This window comes from Cupriavidus sp. 8B (assembly GCF_054589115.1).
In genome coordinates this window covers 22,941-41,064 of sequence record NZ_BAAILO010000068.1, presented here as the reverse complement: position 1 = coordinate 41,064, position 18,124 = coordinate 22,941, and the positions used below count along the sequence as shown (strand labels likewise).

Below are 18,124 nucleotides of genomic sequence, written 5' to 3'. Positions count from 1 at the left end.
ATAAGTTGGGGAGTGGGCATAGATTCCCTGGTCGCGCCGATCACCCCTTTCCAGCGCAACACATGGTGAAGATGCCACAAGTGTTACTTACCGTAGCCCAGCCTTGTACCTGGAGACCGATTCACCGTGCAGCCGTCAAAGAATAACTTCCTCGACCACGTCACCTGGTTGCGTAAAGCAGTCATGGCCGGCGGCGCCGAGTTCATACTCACCGGCGACACCATGACGGCGCTGGTGCGCAAGGGGAACTCGCACTGGCTGCTTCACCCACAGTTCCTGACCGCCATCGATGGCGTGCGCCAGTACACCTCCCAGCCGACCGACGATACGCAGATGTTTGCGGGATGGCTACCTTATAAAACCAAGCGCTGGCCCATCGCCTCGGATAAGCTGGCCTTCAAGCGGTTCGCAAAAAGCACCGGTCTTTCCGTCCCTGACTTTGCCGTGGACGGAAAGATCGATATTGGCGATGTCGTGATAAAACGCGCCATATCGTCGTTCGGCGACCAGATCCGGGGACCGTTCCGGTCCGTAACGGAGTCCCCGCTCGACATCGCGCAAGGCGAGTATTACGAGCGGTTTACGCGCGGCGACCTGCTGAAAGTCTGGTTCTGGAACGGCACACCCGTTTGCGCGGAACGCGACAAGATGCCTTTTGTTGCCGGCGATGGCGTGTCAACACTCGGACAGCTGATCATTTCGCGCGCCAGATATAGTCGTCCCTACTCACCACAGGATACGGGACAGTTGCTGCACAGGTGCGCGCCATTGCTTCACTATTGTGGCGTGACCGACGCGACCATCCTATCAAAGGGCAAGCGACAATTGATCGAGTACAGGTATGGCTCTGACCTGATGCACCCTCGCAATCGCCGCATTCTCGACCTTCGGCCTGAAGCGCGGGAGGACTGGACGCATGCGCTCGACGGCATAGGCCGGAACTTGTACACGGCGCTGCCAGGGGACCTGCGTACTAACACACTTTTCACGGTCGATGCCATTCTGGACAGCGAGCAAGCCATCTGGTTGCTAGAGATGAACAGCAACCCGACGGTCCATCCTCTCGCATACCCGGACATGATGAACAGCCTGCTAAGTCAAGGCGCTGTGCAGGAAAGCCCATCGCCCCTACCCTCACGCACGCCAGAGCAGGCGTGATTCCACAAAAGGAGAAAGTATGTTCATCAATAATCCTCGATCCGACAGCATCGCGGAACTGCTCGCGAACATCCGGCCGATCGTCGCGGTTCCGCCGGCAGTCTACAAAGGGATCTTCGATCCATTGCATGAGCTTCCCGTCTTTTTCGGTGGCGATGGTGGCGGCGGAGACGGTGGCGATGGCGGTGTTGGAGATGGCAGCGGTGACGGGGGCGACGGCGACGGTGGCGACGGTGGTGGTGGTGGCGACGGTGGTGGTGGCGGCGACGGTGGTGGTGGCGGCGACGGTGGTGGTGGCGGCGACGGCGGTGGTGGCGGCGACGGCGGTGGTGGCGGCGACGGCGGTGGCGGTGGCGACGGTGGTGATGGAGGCTGATCTCTAGATTGGCATCACACTAGCCCCTGGATCCTTGGGCTTGCCTGATCAAGGGAAGCCCATGGGTTGCGTGGCGTTGCGCCGAATTCGCTTCCAAGGAGTAGTAAGCATTTGACTCAACAGGCTCACCCAAGTCAGTTCGTCCGCGATGAGTTGACGGGGGCAATCACGTCCGCGCCCGCCTTGCCCTCGCAAACATGGGAGATGCTGCGACGCGCCATATACGAGCGCGCCATCCTCCTCTCGAATGACCTCACTTTTGATTTTCGCGAGGTGCTCACGCAAGCACGCTACGCGCGCGCCGCAGGGCAGCTTCTCTGGCCGCTCATCAAACCGTTTCGACCGCAAGTACTGGTGGGCCCCGGCTTTGGCGCGACGCCCCTCCTATTCGCGGTCGCGCTGGCCGCCCTGGATGACGGCACCGACCTCGGCATCCTGATGGTCAGGGGTTCGCGCAATACGCACCATCGCAAACGGTGGGTCGAGGGGCCGCGATGCGCCGCCGGCACGCGTGCGGTGATTGTTGACGACTTTCTCGGTGCCGGTTCTGCCGTAGCCTTGGTCGAGGAGGCACTGGCCGCGGATAATCTCGCGCCACAACTCTGTGCCCTGGCGGTACTCTTCGACCAATGGCGTCCCCTGGGCTCGCGCCAGCTCAGCCTCAGCCGCTTCCCCGTAGTTTCGGTATTCAAGCGGCATGATATTGGACTGACGCGCGATTGCTTCGACGCTCGACCGCCGAGCATGCGGGGCGCGGCACCAGGCTTCGTTGATACCCCCCTCTGGTGGCGGTTTGAACTCAACGGCCACTCCAAGCATCCGATCAAATGCGCCCCGGTCATCGCCGGCGATGCCGTCTTTGCTGCCGACGATCAATCCCGGGTCTGGCGAATGGATGCACACAGCGGCGAGGCGGCCTGGCGCTACGAGAGCCTCGCGAAACCATACAAGGGCATTGTCCAGCAGTTGCAGCATGCGGACGGCAGCCTCGTGTTCGGCTGCTACGACGGGACCGTAACTCGCTTGAATGGCGAGAATGGAGAGATCCAGTGGCGGTGGCGCCCGGATTCACACGTCCATGCTACTCCGGTGATCGATCTGGCCAACCGGCGCCTGTATATCAACACGGAGCAGGAGAACAGCGGCGAGCCCTTCGGGCACTTATATTCCCTCGACTGGAAAACCGGTCGCGTCCTCTGGCGCCATCGACACGCATACTGGCCACCGGCAACGGTTGCTTACAGTCCGACGCATCGGTCGGTCGTCGCGACCTGCAACGATAAATCCATCGTCTGCCTGGATGCGGACACCGGGGAGCTGCGCTGGCAAGCGCGCTCAAAGGGCCTTGTACGCGGCAGGCCGGCCCTGGCTGGCGACCGGGTTCTTGTCGCCACGGAGAACGGCCATCTGCAGAGCTTCGACATGCACACTGGCGCCGAGGCAAACGCACGCCGGCACGGCGCCGGCCTGCATCAGCAGTTTCTGCACGTCCAGGACGGCATTGCCTATGTACTTGATGGTAAGGGCCACCTGACAGCGTTCGACGTGGACGGCCTGGGTATCCGCTGGCTTACGCGCCTGCGCAGCTCGGGTGTGTGGATGCCGGTTGCCTTCAATGGCTATCTGGTAGTCCTTTCCAGGGAGGGCCACCTGGCCGTCCTCGACCCGCAGCGCGAGGTCAAGCTTTGGGAAGGCAGTATCGGAGGCGTATATCGCCAACCGCCCGCCCTTGGCTACGCCGGCGGCATTCCCATGCTCGTGGCAGCCAGCAATCATTCGGGACTGAAAGCTTTCCGGATACATGATTTCTATTGCAATCAAGAACTATGAACACCAGCACGCGCTCACCAAGTTTGCAAGATGCCGCCTCGGGGTCGCCGGAGCGCCACGTGCGCTCGGCCGGAAGCTGGATCATCGTCACGCAGGTAAAGTCCAACCGACTCGTGTATTTCACCGATGACCCTGACTACCAGCCGGTCATGGAAGGCGACTGGTACTTTGTCTCGCAATATCTGGGAGACCTGCCGGCGGCGATGACATTGCGCAATTGCTGGGGCTGGCGTTTCAATGGCGGCGTCTTCAAGGACGTGCGCGAGCCGGAGCCCAAGCCGCAACTGGAACGTCTACTTGACAGCAACCGGCGTGCCTTGCTGACCCTCTTGCGTGACAAGATCTCCCAAGCCCGCAGCCGTTTCACCGCTACCTGCGCCTTGGGCAATGAGGTGCGGCAACAGAAGCTGCTGGAAGCCCGCCAGTATGCAAGCACCCTCACCGAGGCGCTGCCGGAGACCCTGACCTTTCCCATGCTCGATGCCATCGCCACGGCACGGGGTATTTCGCTATCGGAGGCGGCATCGCTTGTCGAGTCCCGCCACACAGAAACCCTGGCGATGCTGGTACGCACCGAACGCGTCCGCGAGCACTACACGCAAGCTATACACCGTGCCCTGACGCAGGATGACATGGTCCGCCTGCGTCGGGAGTTGCTGGACGAAGTCCTCCCGGAACTCTCGGCGAAATTCCCATTTCCCGCCTCGACGTTCGAACCCGAGGACTGGCAAAAGCCCTTGTCCGAAACTCATCAGGCCCACGAGATCGCTCGCTTACGAACCCAACTGCGCGAAGTTGTCAATGCGGTGCGCTCCCGACTGCAGGATGACAGCGCCTACATCGCCAACGATGTGGTAAGCCAGCGCAGGGTCAAGCTCGCACGAGCCCTGCTTGACAATGGCGGCATCAAACCAGACGATCTCGACTTTACCTTGCTAGAAGTTTACGCGCGTGGACGTGACCTCTCCCTGCCCGACGCCGCGAGCGAGCTCTTGGCCACCATGCGTCAAGCAGACGAGAAGCTGGTACAGACCGAAATCCTGAAAGAGACGATACAAGCGAGGATTCATTCGATCTCCACGCTGCGAGATATCCAGGCGATCGGCGTTGACCTGCAAGCATGGTCCGCATCTGCCACCGGGACCAAGTCATGAAGAACTTCGAGCTGATCGACAGCAGGATTTCTGTCGATGAGATTGCGTCCGAACTGCGCCAGAACGAACCGGCCTGGCTGCTCAGTACGTCACGTCAACGGAACATCGCCGTTCAGCGGGAAACTGAGTCCATATTCCTGCGATCGGCAAAGAACGGGGGGGCCACCAAACGATTGGAGGATGTCCACGAAAGTAATCTGGCTGCCGCGGCAGCGCTTTTCCCTCAGACATTGGCGGTGTTGCGCGATCTGTCCCATCGACTGCAGGGCGACCTTGGTCGAGCACTCTTCGCCAGGCTGCAGCCCGGCGGGCAAGTGTATCGGCACATCGATCACGGTACCTATTATGCTTGCCGCGACCGGTACCACCTGATCATCCAGAGCGATGGCAGCGATATGAATTGCGGCGATGAGGACGTCAGGATGCGAGAGGGCGAATTGTGGTGGTTCAACAATAAGCTCCCACATGCAGCCTTCAACCGCTCTCGCCAGGTCAGGGTTCACCTGATCTTCGATGTGCATCCTCACACGACTGTCTAATACACTTCTTCGCATCCACGTGACTAACGGTCGGGACACAACATCCAGATGGTTGCCGGAATGCACGTCTGCGGGCCCACCTCAAACATTGACAATTCATGGAACGTGACTCCGACTACCTGTTCCCCCTGATGCAGCAGCTTCAGCATTGCGATGCAGCTAGCGCCAGAAGACTTCTAGAGCAAGCCGCCAGCTTGCACCCCGCCGACCCGCGCCCCCTCCTCTTGTTGGCAGCCCGACATATTCAGGATCAAGAGCCGGATCGTGCGGAGGCCGCGTATATTGCCGCCCTGCAGGCGGCGCCGGACTACGCCATTGCGCGCTTCCAGCTTGGACTATTGCAGTTCACGAGTTCCCGGCCATCCGCAGCGCTCGCGACCTGGGCCCCCCTCGACAAGCTTGAGGAAGCCCACCCGTTGAGGCTGTTCAAGATGGCCTTCGAATCTTTACAGAACGATCAATTCGATCAGGCATGCCATTGGCTACGAGAAGGAATCAAGTTCAATACCGATAACCCGCCCCTCAACCAGGACATGCAATTGCTGATCAGCCGGATCGAAGGCACTGTCGCGGCAGCCCGTGACAGCAGGGCCGAACGACAAAGCGACACCACGCCCTACGCCGAACAAGCGATCGCGGCGACCAACGCCGAATCCGAGGCCCATTTCTTGCTATCGACCTACCGCAGTGTCCACTGAGGGGAGCAGTAGAACGCGTTCGTGATACCCCGATACGTACCGCACGGCACACAACAGCGCCCACCCCCCGAGGCCTGGAATGGCTCAGACATCCGCGTCCACTTCGCTGAATCATCCCATCATGCAGGGAAAGAGAATGAATGCATCAACGTTCCAGAATGGTGATGCCAGGCGCAAGATAGCCTGGAAGGCGCTAGCGATCATCGTCTGTAGTGCACTACTGTTGGCGATTGACCTCCTGGCTACGCCGCAGATCGTCGCAGCCGAGGTAGTCAGCCCCTCCCCCGAACTGGCGGATATCAAGCCGGAGATTGTATGGATTCCGGTCCCCGGCGCGGGTACGTTCGGTGGCGAGATCAAGATGCGGACGGAGGTCTACAAGCCTGCTGGCACGGGCCCCTTTCCGACCCTCATCTTCTCTCATGGCCGATCGCCAGATCGCGTCGAGCGGGGCAAGCTGGAGAATCCGATTCTGAGAGGGCATGTCCGGTACTGGCTGGCCAAGGGCATCGCCATCGTCGCGCCGGTGCGGATTGGGTACGGCGAGACCGGCGGCCCCGATCGGGAAAATGCCGGCGCTTCGTTCGACACACTGGGTAATTGCACGCGCAAGCCTGACTACCGGAATTTGGCCAAGGTGACCCGTGAGGTGACGCTCGCAGCAATAACATGGACTCGTGAACAGACGTGGGCGGACAAGAGCCGCCTCATACTGGAGGGTAGGTCCGTCGGAGGCTTTGCTACGGTAGCCACCGCCGCCGCCCGGCCACCCGGCGTCATCGCCTATATCAATTTCTCGGGCGGCGCCGGCGGCTCGCCAGACCTCGCACCGGGGCGTAGCTGTGACGCAGAGCAGATGGCCGAGGTGATGGGCGAGATGGGTAAATCGGCCACAATTCCAGGGCTTTGGCTGTATGCCAAGAACGATTTCTTCTGGGGAGCGACCGCCCCAACTGCATGGCACGCGGCCTTTGCGTCGGGTGGCAGCCCTACCCGGTTTATCAGCACAGGGGAAGTCGTCGGCAGGGACGGGCATCTATTGCTTTCCTACGGCGGCAAACTATGGTCCGTCCATGTCGACCAGTTCGTGAAGGAACTCGGCCTGTAGCAGCGCGCGCCATGCGGCCATCCGGCGCGAGGACGGCACGCCGGAGCCAGCCGTCTGCGCGGAGTGCCTGCCGGTTGCAATTATGCAAAGCGACTGCTATGTTGCCGTCTGCCGAGCAGTGCCGGCTACTTGCCCTCAGCCAGCATGACGAGCACCGAGCACCACAAGGAGCCCTATGAGTTCGATCGACCCCACCAGCAAGCTCCTGGCGCATATCCGCGAGCACGCTCTCGCCTGGCAACGCCAGATGCCCGGCAGAACTGGGGGTGCGGCTCCTGCACGGGCGCGAAGCTCGCCGGGTAATACGGATGACCTGCTGACACAGGTCGCCCAGGCGGTGGTCGCCATCTCGCCCGATGACCCGCAAGGCAGACGCAGAGCGTTCCGCGTTTACCTGGGTTCCGTATTGGGTCGGGAGTTCGGCGTGCACCTGATCAACGATCCGGGTTTTGACGACCTTGTCGGACGGGTACTGGACTCCATGGAAGTGAACCCAGAGCTCCGGGCCGCGATGGATCGTGCGGGCGATCTATTGCTGCAGACAGCCCGCTCCTCGGTATCTCGTCCCTCGCGATAGCTACTGTCGAGGCCCCAGCACTAAATCCGCAAGTGAAGCCCCTTCCCCACCCCCGCGAGGGCCGCGGTGCTGGGAAAGCACGCGCTGTGCCAGGCGTAGGAAAGCCTGCGGATCATCAACCTCACCGGACAGGATCCCTTGGGCATACCGCGCCGAGAGGCTGGACCGGTCCAGCCGCAGGGCGATATCGATCTCAATCTCCGCCTCAGCCCTCAACCCCTGGGCGGCAAGCGCGACGGCTAACGCCCCATGGCTCTCGGCAAAATTCCGATCGAGATGCAGGGCACGTTCGAATGCATCACGCGCGGCGCTGACATCCCGCCGCAGGAACTGGCACCATCCCAGCCCGATCCAGGTGCCGATATGCCCCGTCATGTCGGTCACCGCTCGCTGGAACGCTTCGAGCGCGAGATCCAGGCGCTGTTCGAGCATATTGGCGAAGGCCAGTCCCGACCAGCTCCGACCATCCAAAGCATTGACCGTCACGGCCCGGTCGAAAGACGCTTGGGCAATGTGCGTCTGTCGATCTCCCAGCGCCAGTGAACCGCGAGATACCAATGCTTCAATCTGGTCCGGGTTGGCCTCCAGGGCTCGCTCAGACCACACCCGGGCTTCCTCGAGCCGCCCGCCGTCAAGCGCCATTAGGCTTGCTACGCCCAAAGCCTCGGCTGAGACTGGACGCGCCGCAAGCCGTTGCGCGAACTCGCGAAGCCCGTCATCGAACTGGGCAAGGTGATGCTGGCAGCGCAGCCAAAGCGTCAGCGCCGGCTGCCCTGTTTCCGGTGGCGTATCAAGGAGCAGGAGCAGCATTTCCCGCGCCGCTTCCAGTTTGTGTTGTCCAAAGAGTGCATAGGCAATATTGAACTGCACACCCGGCTCATCCACTCCCTGCGCGGCGATGTCCTCCAGCAAGACTTCCGCGCCGGCGTAATCCTTGCGGGCGAGCCGAAGTAAAGCCAGACGATTGGTCCAAGCCAGCTCTCCATTGCCAGCCTGCCGAACCGCCGTCACCTGTTGCTCGGCGAGATCGAGCTCGCCAGTTTCCAGGGCGGCATCAAATATGTCAACGCGCAGATTCGTATTCTGCGGGTCGGCCGACAAATAACGTTGCAGGCGCTCCAGGCGCTGCACGACTGCGGGATCAGGCTGCATCACTGTTGACTCTATTGGCATGCTTGTAAGACACCGGGAGTGGATCGGGTATGAAAGCGTCGGCAAGGTTGCGGCGGGGAGGGATCATTCCCTCTAGTAGGCGATATCGCATCTTCCCCCCCGTACGGTCAGGGAATGTAGGCGCTTCAGGCCTTGCTGATGGAGTTGTGAGACGCGCCCTCTGGTCAATTGGAGTTCAATGGCAATCTCCTCGAATGGCTTAAGCTGCTGATAGTGTAGGCGGATGACGTCGCGCTCCCGCGGCGTTAAGTTCTCCACCAGACGCCAGATCTGCAGGCGCAACTGACGCAGCTCGACACGAGAGTAGGCATTATCCGGCAAGCCTTCGTCATGATCGACCAGCATTCCGGTGCCCTCCAGGAGAATCCCGAGAGCAACTCCCACGCCAATGTCTCCAAGCTCGCGCAGTAGCCGCTGCGCATTGCCCTCGGACAGCGCGCCTGCCGCGAGCGAAGCCGTTCGCTCGGCTGCGAGGCGCCGCCGTAACCCGATTTGCTGTTGCCGCTCGCTCAAGCGCTCGAGCCCGTTAAGCATCGCGCCGATTATCCGTGGCGTTGCAAATGTCTTGAACTGTGCCCCGTGATCCGGGCTGTATCGCTCAAGCGATTCCATGAGACCCACGACGGCAAACTGCAGGTACTCGTCGAACTCGAATCCGTCATGGGTACGGCGGGCATAGAGTTTTGCAGCCTGTGCCCTAGCATAGGGCAGATAGTGTGCACTCAGCAATTCACGTGCAGCGTCGTCACCCCGAGTCCGCAAGCGCATCCAGAGTTCCGTCTCGCCTGGCAGCAACCTGCCGTCGCGCGAGTCCCCCGCACCATCCGCTGCACAAGGATGCTGTCCCGCCCTTTGTGGAGCGACGTCGCCATACGGCCCTGGTGCATTATTGTTTGATTCTGACATGACAGGGTATGGGCACGATTCAGTGGAACGACCCAACCAAAGCCTTGAGCAGCAGACTCCAGCCGTCCATCAGCACAAACATCAGGATCTTGAGGGGCAGCGCGATCGTGGACGGCGGCATCATCATCATGCCAAGTGCCATCAGGATGCTTGAGACCACCAGGTCGATCAGCAAGAAGGGCAAAAACACCACGAAACCGATTTGAAATGCCGCCCGCAACTCCGACAGCATGTAAGCGGGAATCAACTGGACATTGCTGATATCGTCCATCGACTGCGGTGGCTTCGCCTTGGACAACTCGACCATCAGCGCCAGGTCCTGCTCACGGGTCTGGCGCACCATGAACTCACGCAACGGCGCGCTGCCCTTGTCATAGGCGGCCTGCATGGAGATATTCCCAGCCATGAACGGCTGGAACGCCTCCTGGTTGACCTGCTCCAGCACCGGCGACATGGTAAACAGCGTCAAGAACAGCGCCAGGCCGATCAGCGCGGTATTCGGCGGCGTCTCCTGCATGCCGATTGCGTGCCGCAGCATGGACAGGACAATGATGATACGCAGGAAAGAGCTCAGCGATACCAGCAGGGCTGGGAGTATGGCGAGTACCGTCAGTCCCAGTACAACGCGCAACGCCTGTGCCGTTTCGACTGCCGGTACCACGCCTGACGGATTGGCCGTCAATCTGGAGCGCGGCGCAAGGGCTGGCGCCATCTGCATCGCGGCCCGCTCGTTCGAAGCGACAAGAAGCTTTGCTACCGGGGCCTGCGTCGCCGGCGTACCAGCGCGCGCTTGTACTGGCTGGAGCGCGGCGCCGCCGAGCACAAGCGAACAGAAAAGCAGACAGGCGAAGCCTCGGAATGCCGTCCACGCCCCACGCCATTGGACCTGCATCATGACTCTCCCCCGGCCGCCGCCGCTCCGTCGCCGGTCGAGACATCCCTTCCGCGCGCGGGGCGCTGACCCAACAGCGAGATGTTCTGCTCGGTGCAGCCCAGCAGCCACTCCTGCCCATCCCACTGAATAACGTGCAGGCTGGCGCGACCCGATAGACGTGTGGAGCTTTGAACACGTACGGATCCGTGGCCAGCACGTTGCGCCAACCACGCCGTCCATCCGCTTGCAATCCGAGGCGGCCCCGCACGGTTTTGTCGCCATCGACGCACCCCTGCCCAGATCAGCACCGCCAGCATCCCGCTTATGAAAAGCCACTGCGGCGTGCCGATCATGCCGGCTGTGTCCGGCTCCGCATCGCGCCGCAAGGGTATGCTTGCCGGGATACCCAGGGGCGGTCGCCCGGACTCGGCCACGCTTGCCGCAGCGGCTGGCGCTACCGCGGCGGATGCCGCTGGCGGCTCGGCCGCGAGCGAGCGGCCCGCTCCGGCGGCTGCGCCAAGCATTAGCACACCGCTCAGCACGGCACGAAGCGCCACTCGTGCGACGAGCGCGCACCTCCGGGCAGTGCCGGAGGCTTGATATGGAAATCCACACACGATTTGCCTGACCTATACCTTGAGAGCGACAGGCAACTCGGTGATACGTACCGCAAAATGCTCGTCCACGGCCACGAGCTGCCCTCGTGCCACCACCCGCCCCTCCAGCACCAGATCCACCGGTTGCTCGATCTTTCGGTCGAGGCGCAAGACCTGCTGCTCTTTCGCCGCGAGCAGCTCCCCCACTGTGAGCGATGCGGCGCCGACACAGACGGTGAGCCTGGCCTTGACGCGATGGAGCGGATTTTCCTGGGGACTGGAAATGTCCACCAAAGTGGGCCGCACCGTGTCGTTGTCCGATGGGGTATGCAAATCGCTGAGCGCTAGCACTTGCGCCATGGGTACCGTGGACGCGTCTACCGTATCGTGTTCTTTCTCGTTCATCGCCGACTGCAAGAAATGCTCCATTGCCTTCTTCATTTGAATTCTTCATTGCTGCACACTGCCGTGCAGCACCTATAGTCCGCTGTTGGATCTGGGGGGGTGACGAGGTAGCAATTCGACTGCCCGCTGTGCGTCAACCTTGCCGAGAAAAGCCTCACAAAGCAGCTCGCCATCATGAGTCCGCACCAGTAGCGGCGCATCCAGAGAATGGGGCAATCGGATGACGTCGCCGGGACGCAGCGCCGCCAGCAATCCCAACTCCAACTCCACGGGCTCAAGCTCCGCCTGTACGAATACCGTGTACCCATTGAGGGCAGAGTACATGGCGGTGAGCGGCTCATCCCTCGCGCCACCGCCCGTTCCCGCACGATGCATTGAAGTAGTGGAGGGAACGCCCAGAACGTGCGCCACTCGCGCGAAATCAACGAGGAGGTGCAAAACGTGTCCACACCAATCCAAGGCGAGCCATGCCGTTCCCGACCACGGCTGCAGTAGCGGCACTGGGAGCGCGTCCAGGCGGCACATCGGATTCGTCAATTCGGCATTGGGTGCCGACTGCAAAGCACCGAGCCAATGCCGGAGTTGTGTCCACCAATCCGAAAGCGCTGCGTCTGCGACTCCCTCTGCCACGGGCGAGCTCGCCTTCCTGGGCGTGCCTGGCATCGTGAAGGCTGGCCCGCCACCAAAGAGGGCCGTCAATAGCGCCGCTATCAAGCCCTGGCTCGGCTCCGTCTTCGCAGATGCACCGTCTACATTGGATGCCTGGACCAGCATGGAAGACTCCGATTCGAGCATCCACCAACAGCCACCCGACTGACCATCAACCTGCAAGGCGCTCCACTCCGACTGGCCATAGCGTCCTGAGAGCGCGGCCAGTTCGTGGGCGGGCTGACATCGCACTGCAGCCAGCGATGGCGTGGCGGCTAACTGGTTCGACGCGTAGCTCATCGCGACACCCCAATCCGCCTGCCACGTGCGGAGCACAGCTGTCGCCGCGCTGGCCAGCGACTCTAGTTGCTCAGTTGACCACCAGCGCAGCGGACGTGCACTCGCGGCAGAGCGCTCGATATCGAGGAGCGGCGTCTCCTCCCACGCAAACTCGGACTTCACGCTCATTTTCCACGCATTGCAAAGAGTTCTGTCAGCATGTCGTTTGCAGTGGAAACGACTTGAGACGACGCTTGGTAGCCGCGCTGCATGATGACGAGATCGCTAAACTCCTGCGACAAGTCGACATTGGAAATTTCAACCATTCCAGATCGAACGCTGCCGAAGCCCTGGTTACCCGCAGCGCCGGTCTCCCACGCCCGTCCGTCGACCACTTCGAATTCGTTATCCCCGACAGATGCCACTGCATCTGGCGAATTGAAACGCCCTAGTGCCAGGCGCGAACCCTTCGCAGTCTGGCCGTTGGAATAGGTCAAGATAAGCGTACCGGTGCCGTCGAAGGTCGCCTTCGTCAAGTTGCCAGGCCCAACGCCATTCTGAGAAGCCACCGCCAGGGTCGACTGACTCCCGGAATCGAACGATGTCACATTGTTGGAGAAGTCCAGCGTCAACGGAATGGCGGCTTGACCGCCTGGTGTATAGCTGACAGAGACAGTGGCATGGGCAGGATCCGGCTGACCATTGATAAAGCCAATGGTCCCGGTACCAACTGTCGTCGTGCCATCCTGCAAAGTGACCGTCCAACTGCCCGTGTTACCGGTGACGGGGACCAATTTGACCGACAGCGAATGCGTGCTCCCCGCGGCGTCAATCACCGTCACGCTTCCCACCGTCTGACTGGTGGCAGTGCTGGAGAGATTGCCGCTGAAACTAATCGTGCTGGTCGCCTTGGCCGCGCTGGTCTTGAGGCTCGCGATGCTAATCGCGCTCAGGCTGCCTGTGGCGTCGAGCCCCATCACCCGCTCGCCTGTCGTGGTTGAGACCAGATCGCCGTCCGTATTGAACTTGAACTGCCCGTCGCGGCTATAGTGGACACTTCCACCCTCACCCTTCAGAACAAAGAGCCCTTGGCCATCGACCGCGACGTCGAGATCGTTTCCAGTGTTCTGCATCTGGCCTTGTTGGAAGTTCAGGACAGTACCCAATGTGTTCAGACCAAAGCCGAACTGGCCCGCATATTGTCCGTTTTGTCCGCCAGTGTTGCCTGAAGAATAGAACAGATCCGAGAACTGGAGGCTGGACCGCTTGAATCCTGGCGTGTTCATATTGGCGGTATCGTTAGAGATAACGCGCAGGCCCTTTTCGTAGCCGTGAAGGCCAGTCATTGCGATGTAGATGGAATCAAGCATTGGGGACTCCAGATTTTCAAAGAAGGGAGGCTCGGACTTCAGCGTACCGCCGTGATCTGACTTAGGTCGATATTGGACAGTACAGCGCCGGTTCCGGTTTTGACGGTTAGCTGCGGCGACGAACCGGACAGCGAAAGCGAAGTCACCGTTCCGGTAACCTGGCCGGAGCTAGTCTTGATGTCCAAGGTCCTTCCAATCAGACCGACAGATTGCAGCGAAGCCTGATTTGCTACCAGAGTCTCGATATTGCTGTTCAACTGCTGGGTCTGTCCCAAGGTCGTAAACTGCGCAACCTGGGCCATGAACTGCTGGTTATCCATGGGTTTCAGGGGATCCTGATATGTCAACTGAGTCAGCAAGACCTTGAGGAAGTCCTGCATGTTCAGATTGCTTGCCTGGGATCCTGCGGTGCTGGCCACGCTGCCGGCTGCGCTGATTGTCATGGTTCTGCCTGCTCATAGTGGTGGAAGATCGGCAAGCCGGAAGACTCGCCCTGTGTCGGTAAAGAATTGCGATACCCAGCGTCGCGCACCGCTAACTGCACACTCGCGGACCAATCGCTCGCGGCGGTAGCTGTCTTGTTGTCCCGTATGGCGCGGCCGTTGCAGACGAGCCCGATCAGCCGCGTTCCGCTATCCGCAAGCAGCCGCTCCAATCGCTGTGTGATTTCCGGCAGCGACTGAACCTGGTTGTAGTCCACGCCGAGCCAGATGCGTACGCCTTCATCCGTCCATTCGGCGTGCAACCGGACCGGTGCGGTATTCGCGGGCTTGGTGGCTCCCTGCGCGAAACCGGGGGCGTCAAGATCCGCCCGCTCCGCGTCGTGGGGCGCCATCGCCTCTGCCTCCGGACCGTCCGTGCTAGGCATGGGTGCGGAGCTAAGTGGCACTGGCATGGTCGCCGGACCCCCGCCCAAATAGTTCGTTACGCTGACCTGAATATCAGGGGGAAATCCTGCGGCCAAGGATGCCCCACCGCCCGCGGCTTCGGACGCGATTTTTTGAAGCTCTGGAAGCACACTCTGGAGCAATGGCGGTAGCTTGGGATCAGGGATCCAGAGCGTTTGAGTGTTACTCTCTGGCTGCATCGCCGTGCCGCGCGCATCTCGCTCGTCCGCTTCCGTCGCGCGTCCCGGCCTGGCACTTCCGCCCGTTGGCTGAGACCGAAGCTCCGGCGCCCGGCTCTCAGCCTCTTCGCGGCCCGAGCGTGTGGGGACCTCCCCCGCGCCCCCTGGCTCGGCAACCGCAGGACGGGTTGCTGAGAGCCCCGGTTCAACCGCGTCCTGCTGCGATTCGGCTTCATCCGTGCGGTGCGGCGACGTCAACCGCGCCGGCCGGCTCGTGGCTCCCACCAAATTTGCCGTTTGCGTAGCGGAGTTGCCGGCATTGACTCGGCTCTGCGAAACGCTTGGAGTAACGGACCTGAACCAGGACGCCAACTGAGCTTGTTCCATTGCCCGTTGCCATGCCCGATTGCGGCCGGAAAGGCCTTCGTCCGAACCTGCCGGCACACGTGCCGCCGGACTGATACTCTGTCGAATGACTGCCAGGAATGTACCGTTCAGTGCTGCTTTCATATGTTATCTCCCGACCCCGACCGCCCGAGCCTTGCAATCCACTCCCGGTCCGCTTCACTCGCCAGACGGCCACTTTCTGCGCGAACGTACTCTTCCATGCTGTCCAAGCGATGCCGCTCCATGACATCGACCTTTTGTCGCTGCCCAAGACATGCGCGCCGAACCGAATCCCGCTGCACCACTCGCGCGGCAAGCAACTGTTCTTGCTCGGTAATTTGATCTCGCAGGATCATCAACCACTGGAGTCCACGCCGATGCGCTTGCGCGTTGAGACTCTGCACCGCGGCTTGTAGTGCGGCCTCGGCCTGCTCCTGGTAACGGCGCTGCAGTGCATCAAGCTTCGACTGAGTTTGAGCGACCTCCCGCTGCATTGCACCAAGTTTCGCCAGCAGGCTGTCCAGCTGCCATTGCCGCTGGCGCCGAATTGGCTCCAATGGATAGTGGAAGCCGCGGAGGTCAGCACTCATGTGGGCCTCCATAGGTGGCAGAGCGGCGGGCTACAATGGCCCTGTGCAGGTGAACCATCATGCTCCCGCCCCCTGCAACACCACCCCGGCCAGTTGTTGTATCGCGTCGGCCCGCTTGGCACCACCCTCGGCCTGACTTAACCAGGCGAGCAAATGTGGGCTACGGCTCAGTGCCATGTCAAGCTCGGGATTCGAACCCCGCTCGTACGCTCCGAGCTCCACCATCTGTCGATTCCGCTCCAGCATTGCCTGCAGCTGAATCGTCCTGTTTGCGAGATCCTGCTCATTCCGTGTCGCCAAATCAGGTAGCAGCCGGCTAGCGCTCTTTAGAATATCAATGGCCGGGTACTGGCCCTGATGTGCAATCTGCCTGGACAGCACAATATGGCCATCCAGAATCGCGCGCAATGCATCCGAAATGGGCTCGTTCAGATCGTCTCCCTCCACCAGCACGGTGAGCAATGCGGTAATTGAACCGCCGGACGGTGCCGTTCCGCATCTCTCGCATAGTTCGGGAAGCTCCGCGAACACGGCGGGCGTATAGCCACGCGCGGTTGGCGGTTCGCCGGCCGCCAATCCAACCTCGCGCTTAGCCATTGCGAAGCGCGTAATCGAATCCATCGTCAGCAGAACTTGTTTGCCTAGCTCCCTGAAATACTCAGCAATCGCAAGCGCGGCATACACAGCGCGCAACCTGGACAACGCAGGTTGGTCGGCCGTCGCCACTACCACAACCGAGCGTTTCAAGCCGTCCGCGCCTAACTGTTTGTCGATGAACTCCCGCACCTCACGCCCGCGTTCACCGATCAGTGCGATGACATTGACGTCGGCCGTGACATGCCGGGCAATCATGCCAAGCAGGGTGCTCTTCCCAACTCCACTCCCGGCGAAGATGCCTACGCGCTGCCCTTGACCCAGGGTCAATAGCGCATCGATGCTGCGAATACCTGTTTCCAGTACGGTCTTAATGCGCGGGCGTCGCATTGGATTCTGCGGCGCCGCCTTGAGCGGCCAGGTCACCGTCGTGCGTGGCGTGTCCATGCCATCAAGCGGCCGGCCAAAGCCATCGATCACCCGCCCGAGCAACTCCTCTCCCACGCCAAACTCCGATTGGCTACCCAGCGCCATCACCGTATCGCCCACAGCAAGCCCATGAACGTTACCAAACGGCATCAGGATGACGCGTCCCGTTTCGATACCAACCACCTCGGCCAAAACCGGAGTCGGGCCTGTCGTCGCGACATCGCGCCTTCCCGCTAACGAAGCGACATCCTGCAATCCGAACGTGGCGTCGAAGCGGCACCGTGACACTTCATTCTCGTTGCCGTAAATGACACACAGCTCGCCTACACGCACACTTGGCCCTTCGGCCTCGATTGCCAAGCCGGAAAGCCTGCGAACAATGCCGATACGCCGGGCAAATTCCGTCCGACGCACGGTGGCAAGGAGTTGTCCGATGTCCCTCATAGCGTGGATGCGGAGTTCGACTTGGATGATTGAGACTGGTGCATGGCTCGACGGGACACCACATCGTGCAATACCGCGAGTTGCGTCTCAAGCCTTGCGTCCAGGCTGCCTTCTGGTGCCCGCACGATGCATCCGCCAAGGCGCACCTGATCGTCCGCAATCCATTGAACCGGCGCTCGGCCTTCCTCGTTGCGCCCGGACAACCAGGTCTTCAGATTGGCATCGCCCTGCAGTGCCTCCAGATCGCGCGGATGGACATGTATGGCCACTAGACGCCTGCTGGCTGTCTGGCTGACGGCATTGCGAACCATGCACCTAACCCCCTCCAGTTCCACGGCAGCTTCTCCGATCATGCGACAGACCACCTCAAAACAGAGTGCTGCCATATCCCCTTCGGCGCGATCAAGCCGTGCGCCGATCTCGGAAGGGATCGCCGACAACAACCGGTCAAGTTGATCCAGCCGCTCACCGACCTCACGGCGCGCAATTGCCTGTGCCTCCAATTGGCCCGCCGCCCGACCTTCGATGAGCCCTTGCTTGTGACCGTCCTCTTTGCCGATCTGAAGCCCCGCCTTGTAGCCTTCTTTTTTCCCCAGTGCGAGGCCGTCTTGCTGGCCAACTCGCCAGCCCGCCTCATAGCCGCCTGCGCTTGCTGCCGGGGGTAACGCCGTTGTCGAATCCTGTGCGTCGGGCTTGGTCGCCTCGCGGCCATACCCCGTCGCAAGCGATACTGCGCCAAGTGCTTCCTGCGGCAAGCCATTACCGCTCTTTGGCTCATTCCTATGAGACGCCGCCTTTCGCCGAATCAAAGACCGCGGCACACTATGCATAGCGATATCGCGTAGCACGGTGCCTTCCTGCGGAGCAGCGTCCGTGCCACTCTCCGCGGCTAGCGGCGAAGCGTGCCTGACCCGTGACGTGGT

20 protein-coding genes are annotated in these 18,124 nt (G+C 61.2%); 8 read left to right on the top strand and 12 right to left on the bottom strand.

Annotated features, from left to right (window positions below):
* Positions 1-126: 126 nt before the first annotated feature.
* From ACYP5B_RS06725 to ACYP5B_RS06690, 8 genes are all read left to right on the top strand, one after another.
* Positions 127-1,158: a hypothetical protein gene (locus ACYP5B_RS06725; RefSeq protein ID WP_459569052.1), complete on the top strand. Its 1,032-nt coding sequence runs from the start codon at positions 127-129 to the stop codon at positions 1,156-1,158.
* Between the two features lie 128 nt (positions 1,159-1,286).
* Positions 1,287-1,541 carry a hypothetical protein gene (locus tag ACYP5B_RS06720; protein WP_459569051.1) on the top strand — a complete coding sequence of 85 codons (255 nt, stop codon included), beginning with the start codon at positions 1,287-1,289 and terminating at the stop codon, positions 1,539-1,541.
* 197 nt (positions 1,542-1,738) lie between these two features.
* Positions 1,739-3,364, top strand: coding sequence for an outer membrane protein assembly factor BamB family protein (locus ACYP5B_RS06715; RefSeq protein WP_459569050.1), 1,626 nt, complete (start codon positions 1,739-1,741; stop codon positions 3,362-3,364).
* Positions 3,361-4,518 carry a hypothetical protein gene (locus ACYP5B_RS06710; RefSeq protein WP_459569049.1) on the top strand — a complete coding sequence of 386 codons (1,158 nt, stop codon included), beginning with the start codon at positions 3,361-3,363 and terminating at the stop codon, positions 4,516-4,518. The genes ACYP5B_RS06715 and ACYP5B_RS06710 overlap by 4 nt, the downstream gene beginning before the upstream one ends.
* The gene (locus ACYP5B_RS06705) at positions 4,515-5,057 is read left to right on the top strand and encodes an aspartyl/asparaginyl beta-hydroxylase domain-containing protein (protein WP_459569048.1); all 543 of its coding nucleotides are present in this window, start codon (positions 4,515-4,517) and stop codon (positions 5,055-5,057) included. Before ACYP5B_RS06710 ends, ACYP5B_RS06705 begins: the two co-directional genes overlap by 4 nt.
* Positions 5,058-5,155: 98 nt before the next feature.
* Positions 5,156-5,755 carry a hypothetical protein gene (locus ACYP5B_RS06700; RefSeq protein WP_459569047.1) on the top strand — a complete coding sequence of 200 codons (600 nt, stop codon included), beginning with the start codon at positions 5,156-5,158 and terminating at the stop codon, positions 5,753-5,755.
* A gap of 79 nt (positions 5,756-5,834) precedes the next feature.
* Positions 5,835-6,863 carry a dienelactone hydrolase family protein gene (locus tag ACYP5B_RS06695; RefSeq protein ID WP_459569046.1) on the top strand — a complete coding sequence of 343 codons (1,029 nt, stop codon included), beginning with the start codon at positions 5,835-5,837 and terminating at the stop codon, positions 6,861-6,863.
* A gap of 175 nt (positions 6,864-7,038) precedes the next feature.
* Positions 7,039-7,440, top strand: a complete 402-nt coding sequence (locus ACYP5B_RS06690) for a hypothetical protein (RefSeq protein WP_459569045.1) — start codon at positions 7,039-7,041, stop codon at positions 7,438-7,440.
* Here ACYP5B_RS06690 and ACYP5B_RS06685 read toward each other — a convergent pair whose 3' ends face one another.
* From ACYP5B_RS06685 to ACYP5B_RS06630, 12 genes are all read right to left on the bottom strand, one after another.
* Positions 7,441-8,592: a tetratricopeptide repeat protein gene (locus tag ACYP5B_RS06685; RefSeq protein ID WP_459569044.1), complete on the bottom strand. Its 1,152-nt coding sequence runs from the start codon at positions 8,590-8,592 to the stop codon at positions 7,441-7,443. It lies immediately after the preceding gene.
* A gap of 93 nt (positions 8,593-8,685) precedes the next feature.
* Positions 8,686-9,381 carry a sigma-70 family RNA polymerase sigma factor gene (locus tag ACYP5B_RS06680; protein ID WP_459569043.1) on the bottom strand — a complete coding sequence of 232 codons (696 nt, stop codon included), beginning with the start codon at positions 9,379-9,381 and terminating at the stop codon, positions 8,686-8,688.
* 157 nt (positions 9,382-9,538) lie between these two features.
* Positions 9,539-10,414, bottom strand: a complete 876-nt coding sequence (gene fliP, locus ACYP5B_RS06675; protein ID WP_459569042.1) for a flagellar type III secretion system pore protein FliP — start codon at positions 10,412-10,414, stop codon at positions 9,539-9,541.
* The gene (locus tag ACYP5B_RS06670) at positions 10,411-10,710 is read right to left on the bottom strand and encodes a flagellar biosynthetic protein FliO (RefSeq protein WP_459569055.1); all 300 of its coding nucleotides are present in this window, start codon (positions 10,708-10,710) and stop codon (positions 10,411-10,413) included. The genes fliP and ACYP5B_RS06670 overlap by 4 nt, the downstream gene beginning before the upstream one ends.
* Positions 10,711-11,022: 312 nt before the next feature.
* On the bottom strand, positions 11,023-11,430 hold the full coding sequence (locus tag ACYP5B_RS06665) for a FliM/FliN family flagellar motor switch protein (RefSeq protein ID WP_459569041.1): 408 nt from the start codon (positions 11,428-11,430) through the stop codon (positions 11,023-11,025).
* A 36-nt stretch (positions 11,431-11,466) separates the two neighbouring features.
* Complete coding sequence (locus ACYP5B_RS06660) at positions 11,467-12,504, bottom strand: FliM/FliN family flagellar motor switch protein (RefSeq protein WP_459569040.1); 1,038 nt, start codon at positions 12,502-12,504, stop codon at positions 11,467-11,469.
* A 2-nt stretch (positions 12,505-12,506) separates the two neighbouring features.
* Positions 12,507-13,691 carry a flagellar hook protein FlgE gene (locus tag ACYP5B_RS06655; protein ID WP_459569039.1) on the bottom strand — a complete coding sequence of 395 codons (1,185 nt, stop codon included), beginning with the start codon at positions 13,689-13,691 and terminating at the stop codon, positions 12,507-12,509.
* 38 nt (positions 13,692-13,729) lie between these two features.
* On the bottom strand, positions 13,730-14,134 hold the full coding sequence (locus tag ACYP5B_RS06650) for a flagellar hook assembly protein FlgD (RefSeq protein WP_459569038.1): 405 nt from the start codon (positions 14,132-14,134) through the stop codon (positions 13,730-13,732).
* Positions 14,131-14,526 carry a hypothetical protein gene (locus ACYP5B_RS06645; RefSeq protein WP_459569037.1) on the bottom strand — a complete coding sequence of 132 codons (396 nt, stop codon included), beginning with the start codon at positions 14,524-14,526 and terminating at the stop codon, positions 14,131-14,133. The genes ACYP5B_RS06650 and ACYP5B_RS06645 overlap by 4 nt, the downstream gene beginning before the upstream one ends.
* 737 nt (positions 14,527-15,263) lie before the next feature.
* Positions 15,264-15,734, bottom strand: a complete 471-nt coding sequence (locus ACYP5B_RS06640; RefSeq protein WP_459569036.1) for a hypothetical protein — start codon at positions 15,732-15,734, stop codon at positions 15,264-15,266.
* A gap of 57 nt (positions 15,735-15,791) precedes the next feature.
* Positions 15,792-17,201: a FliI/YscN family ATPase gene (locus ACYP5B_RS06635; protein ID WP_459569035.1), complete on the bottom strand. Its 1,410-nt coding sequence runs from the start codon at positions 17,199-17,201 to the stop codon at positions 15,792-15,794.
* Complete coding sequence (locus ACYP5B_RS06630; protein ID WP_459569034.1) at positions 17,198-17,956, bottom strand: FliH/SctL family protein; 759 nt, start codon at positions 17,954-17,956, stop codon at positions 17,198-17,200. Before ACYP5B_RS06630 ends, ACYP5B_RS06635 begins: the two co-directional genes overlap by 4 nt.
* Between the last annotated feature and the right edge of the window lie 168 nt (positions 17,957-18,124).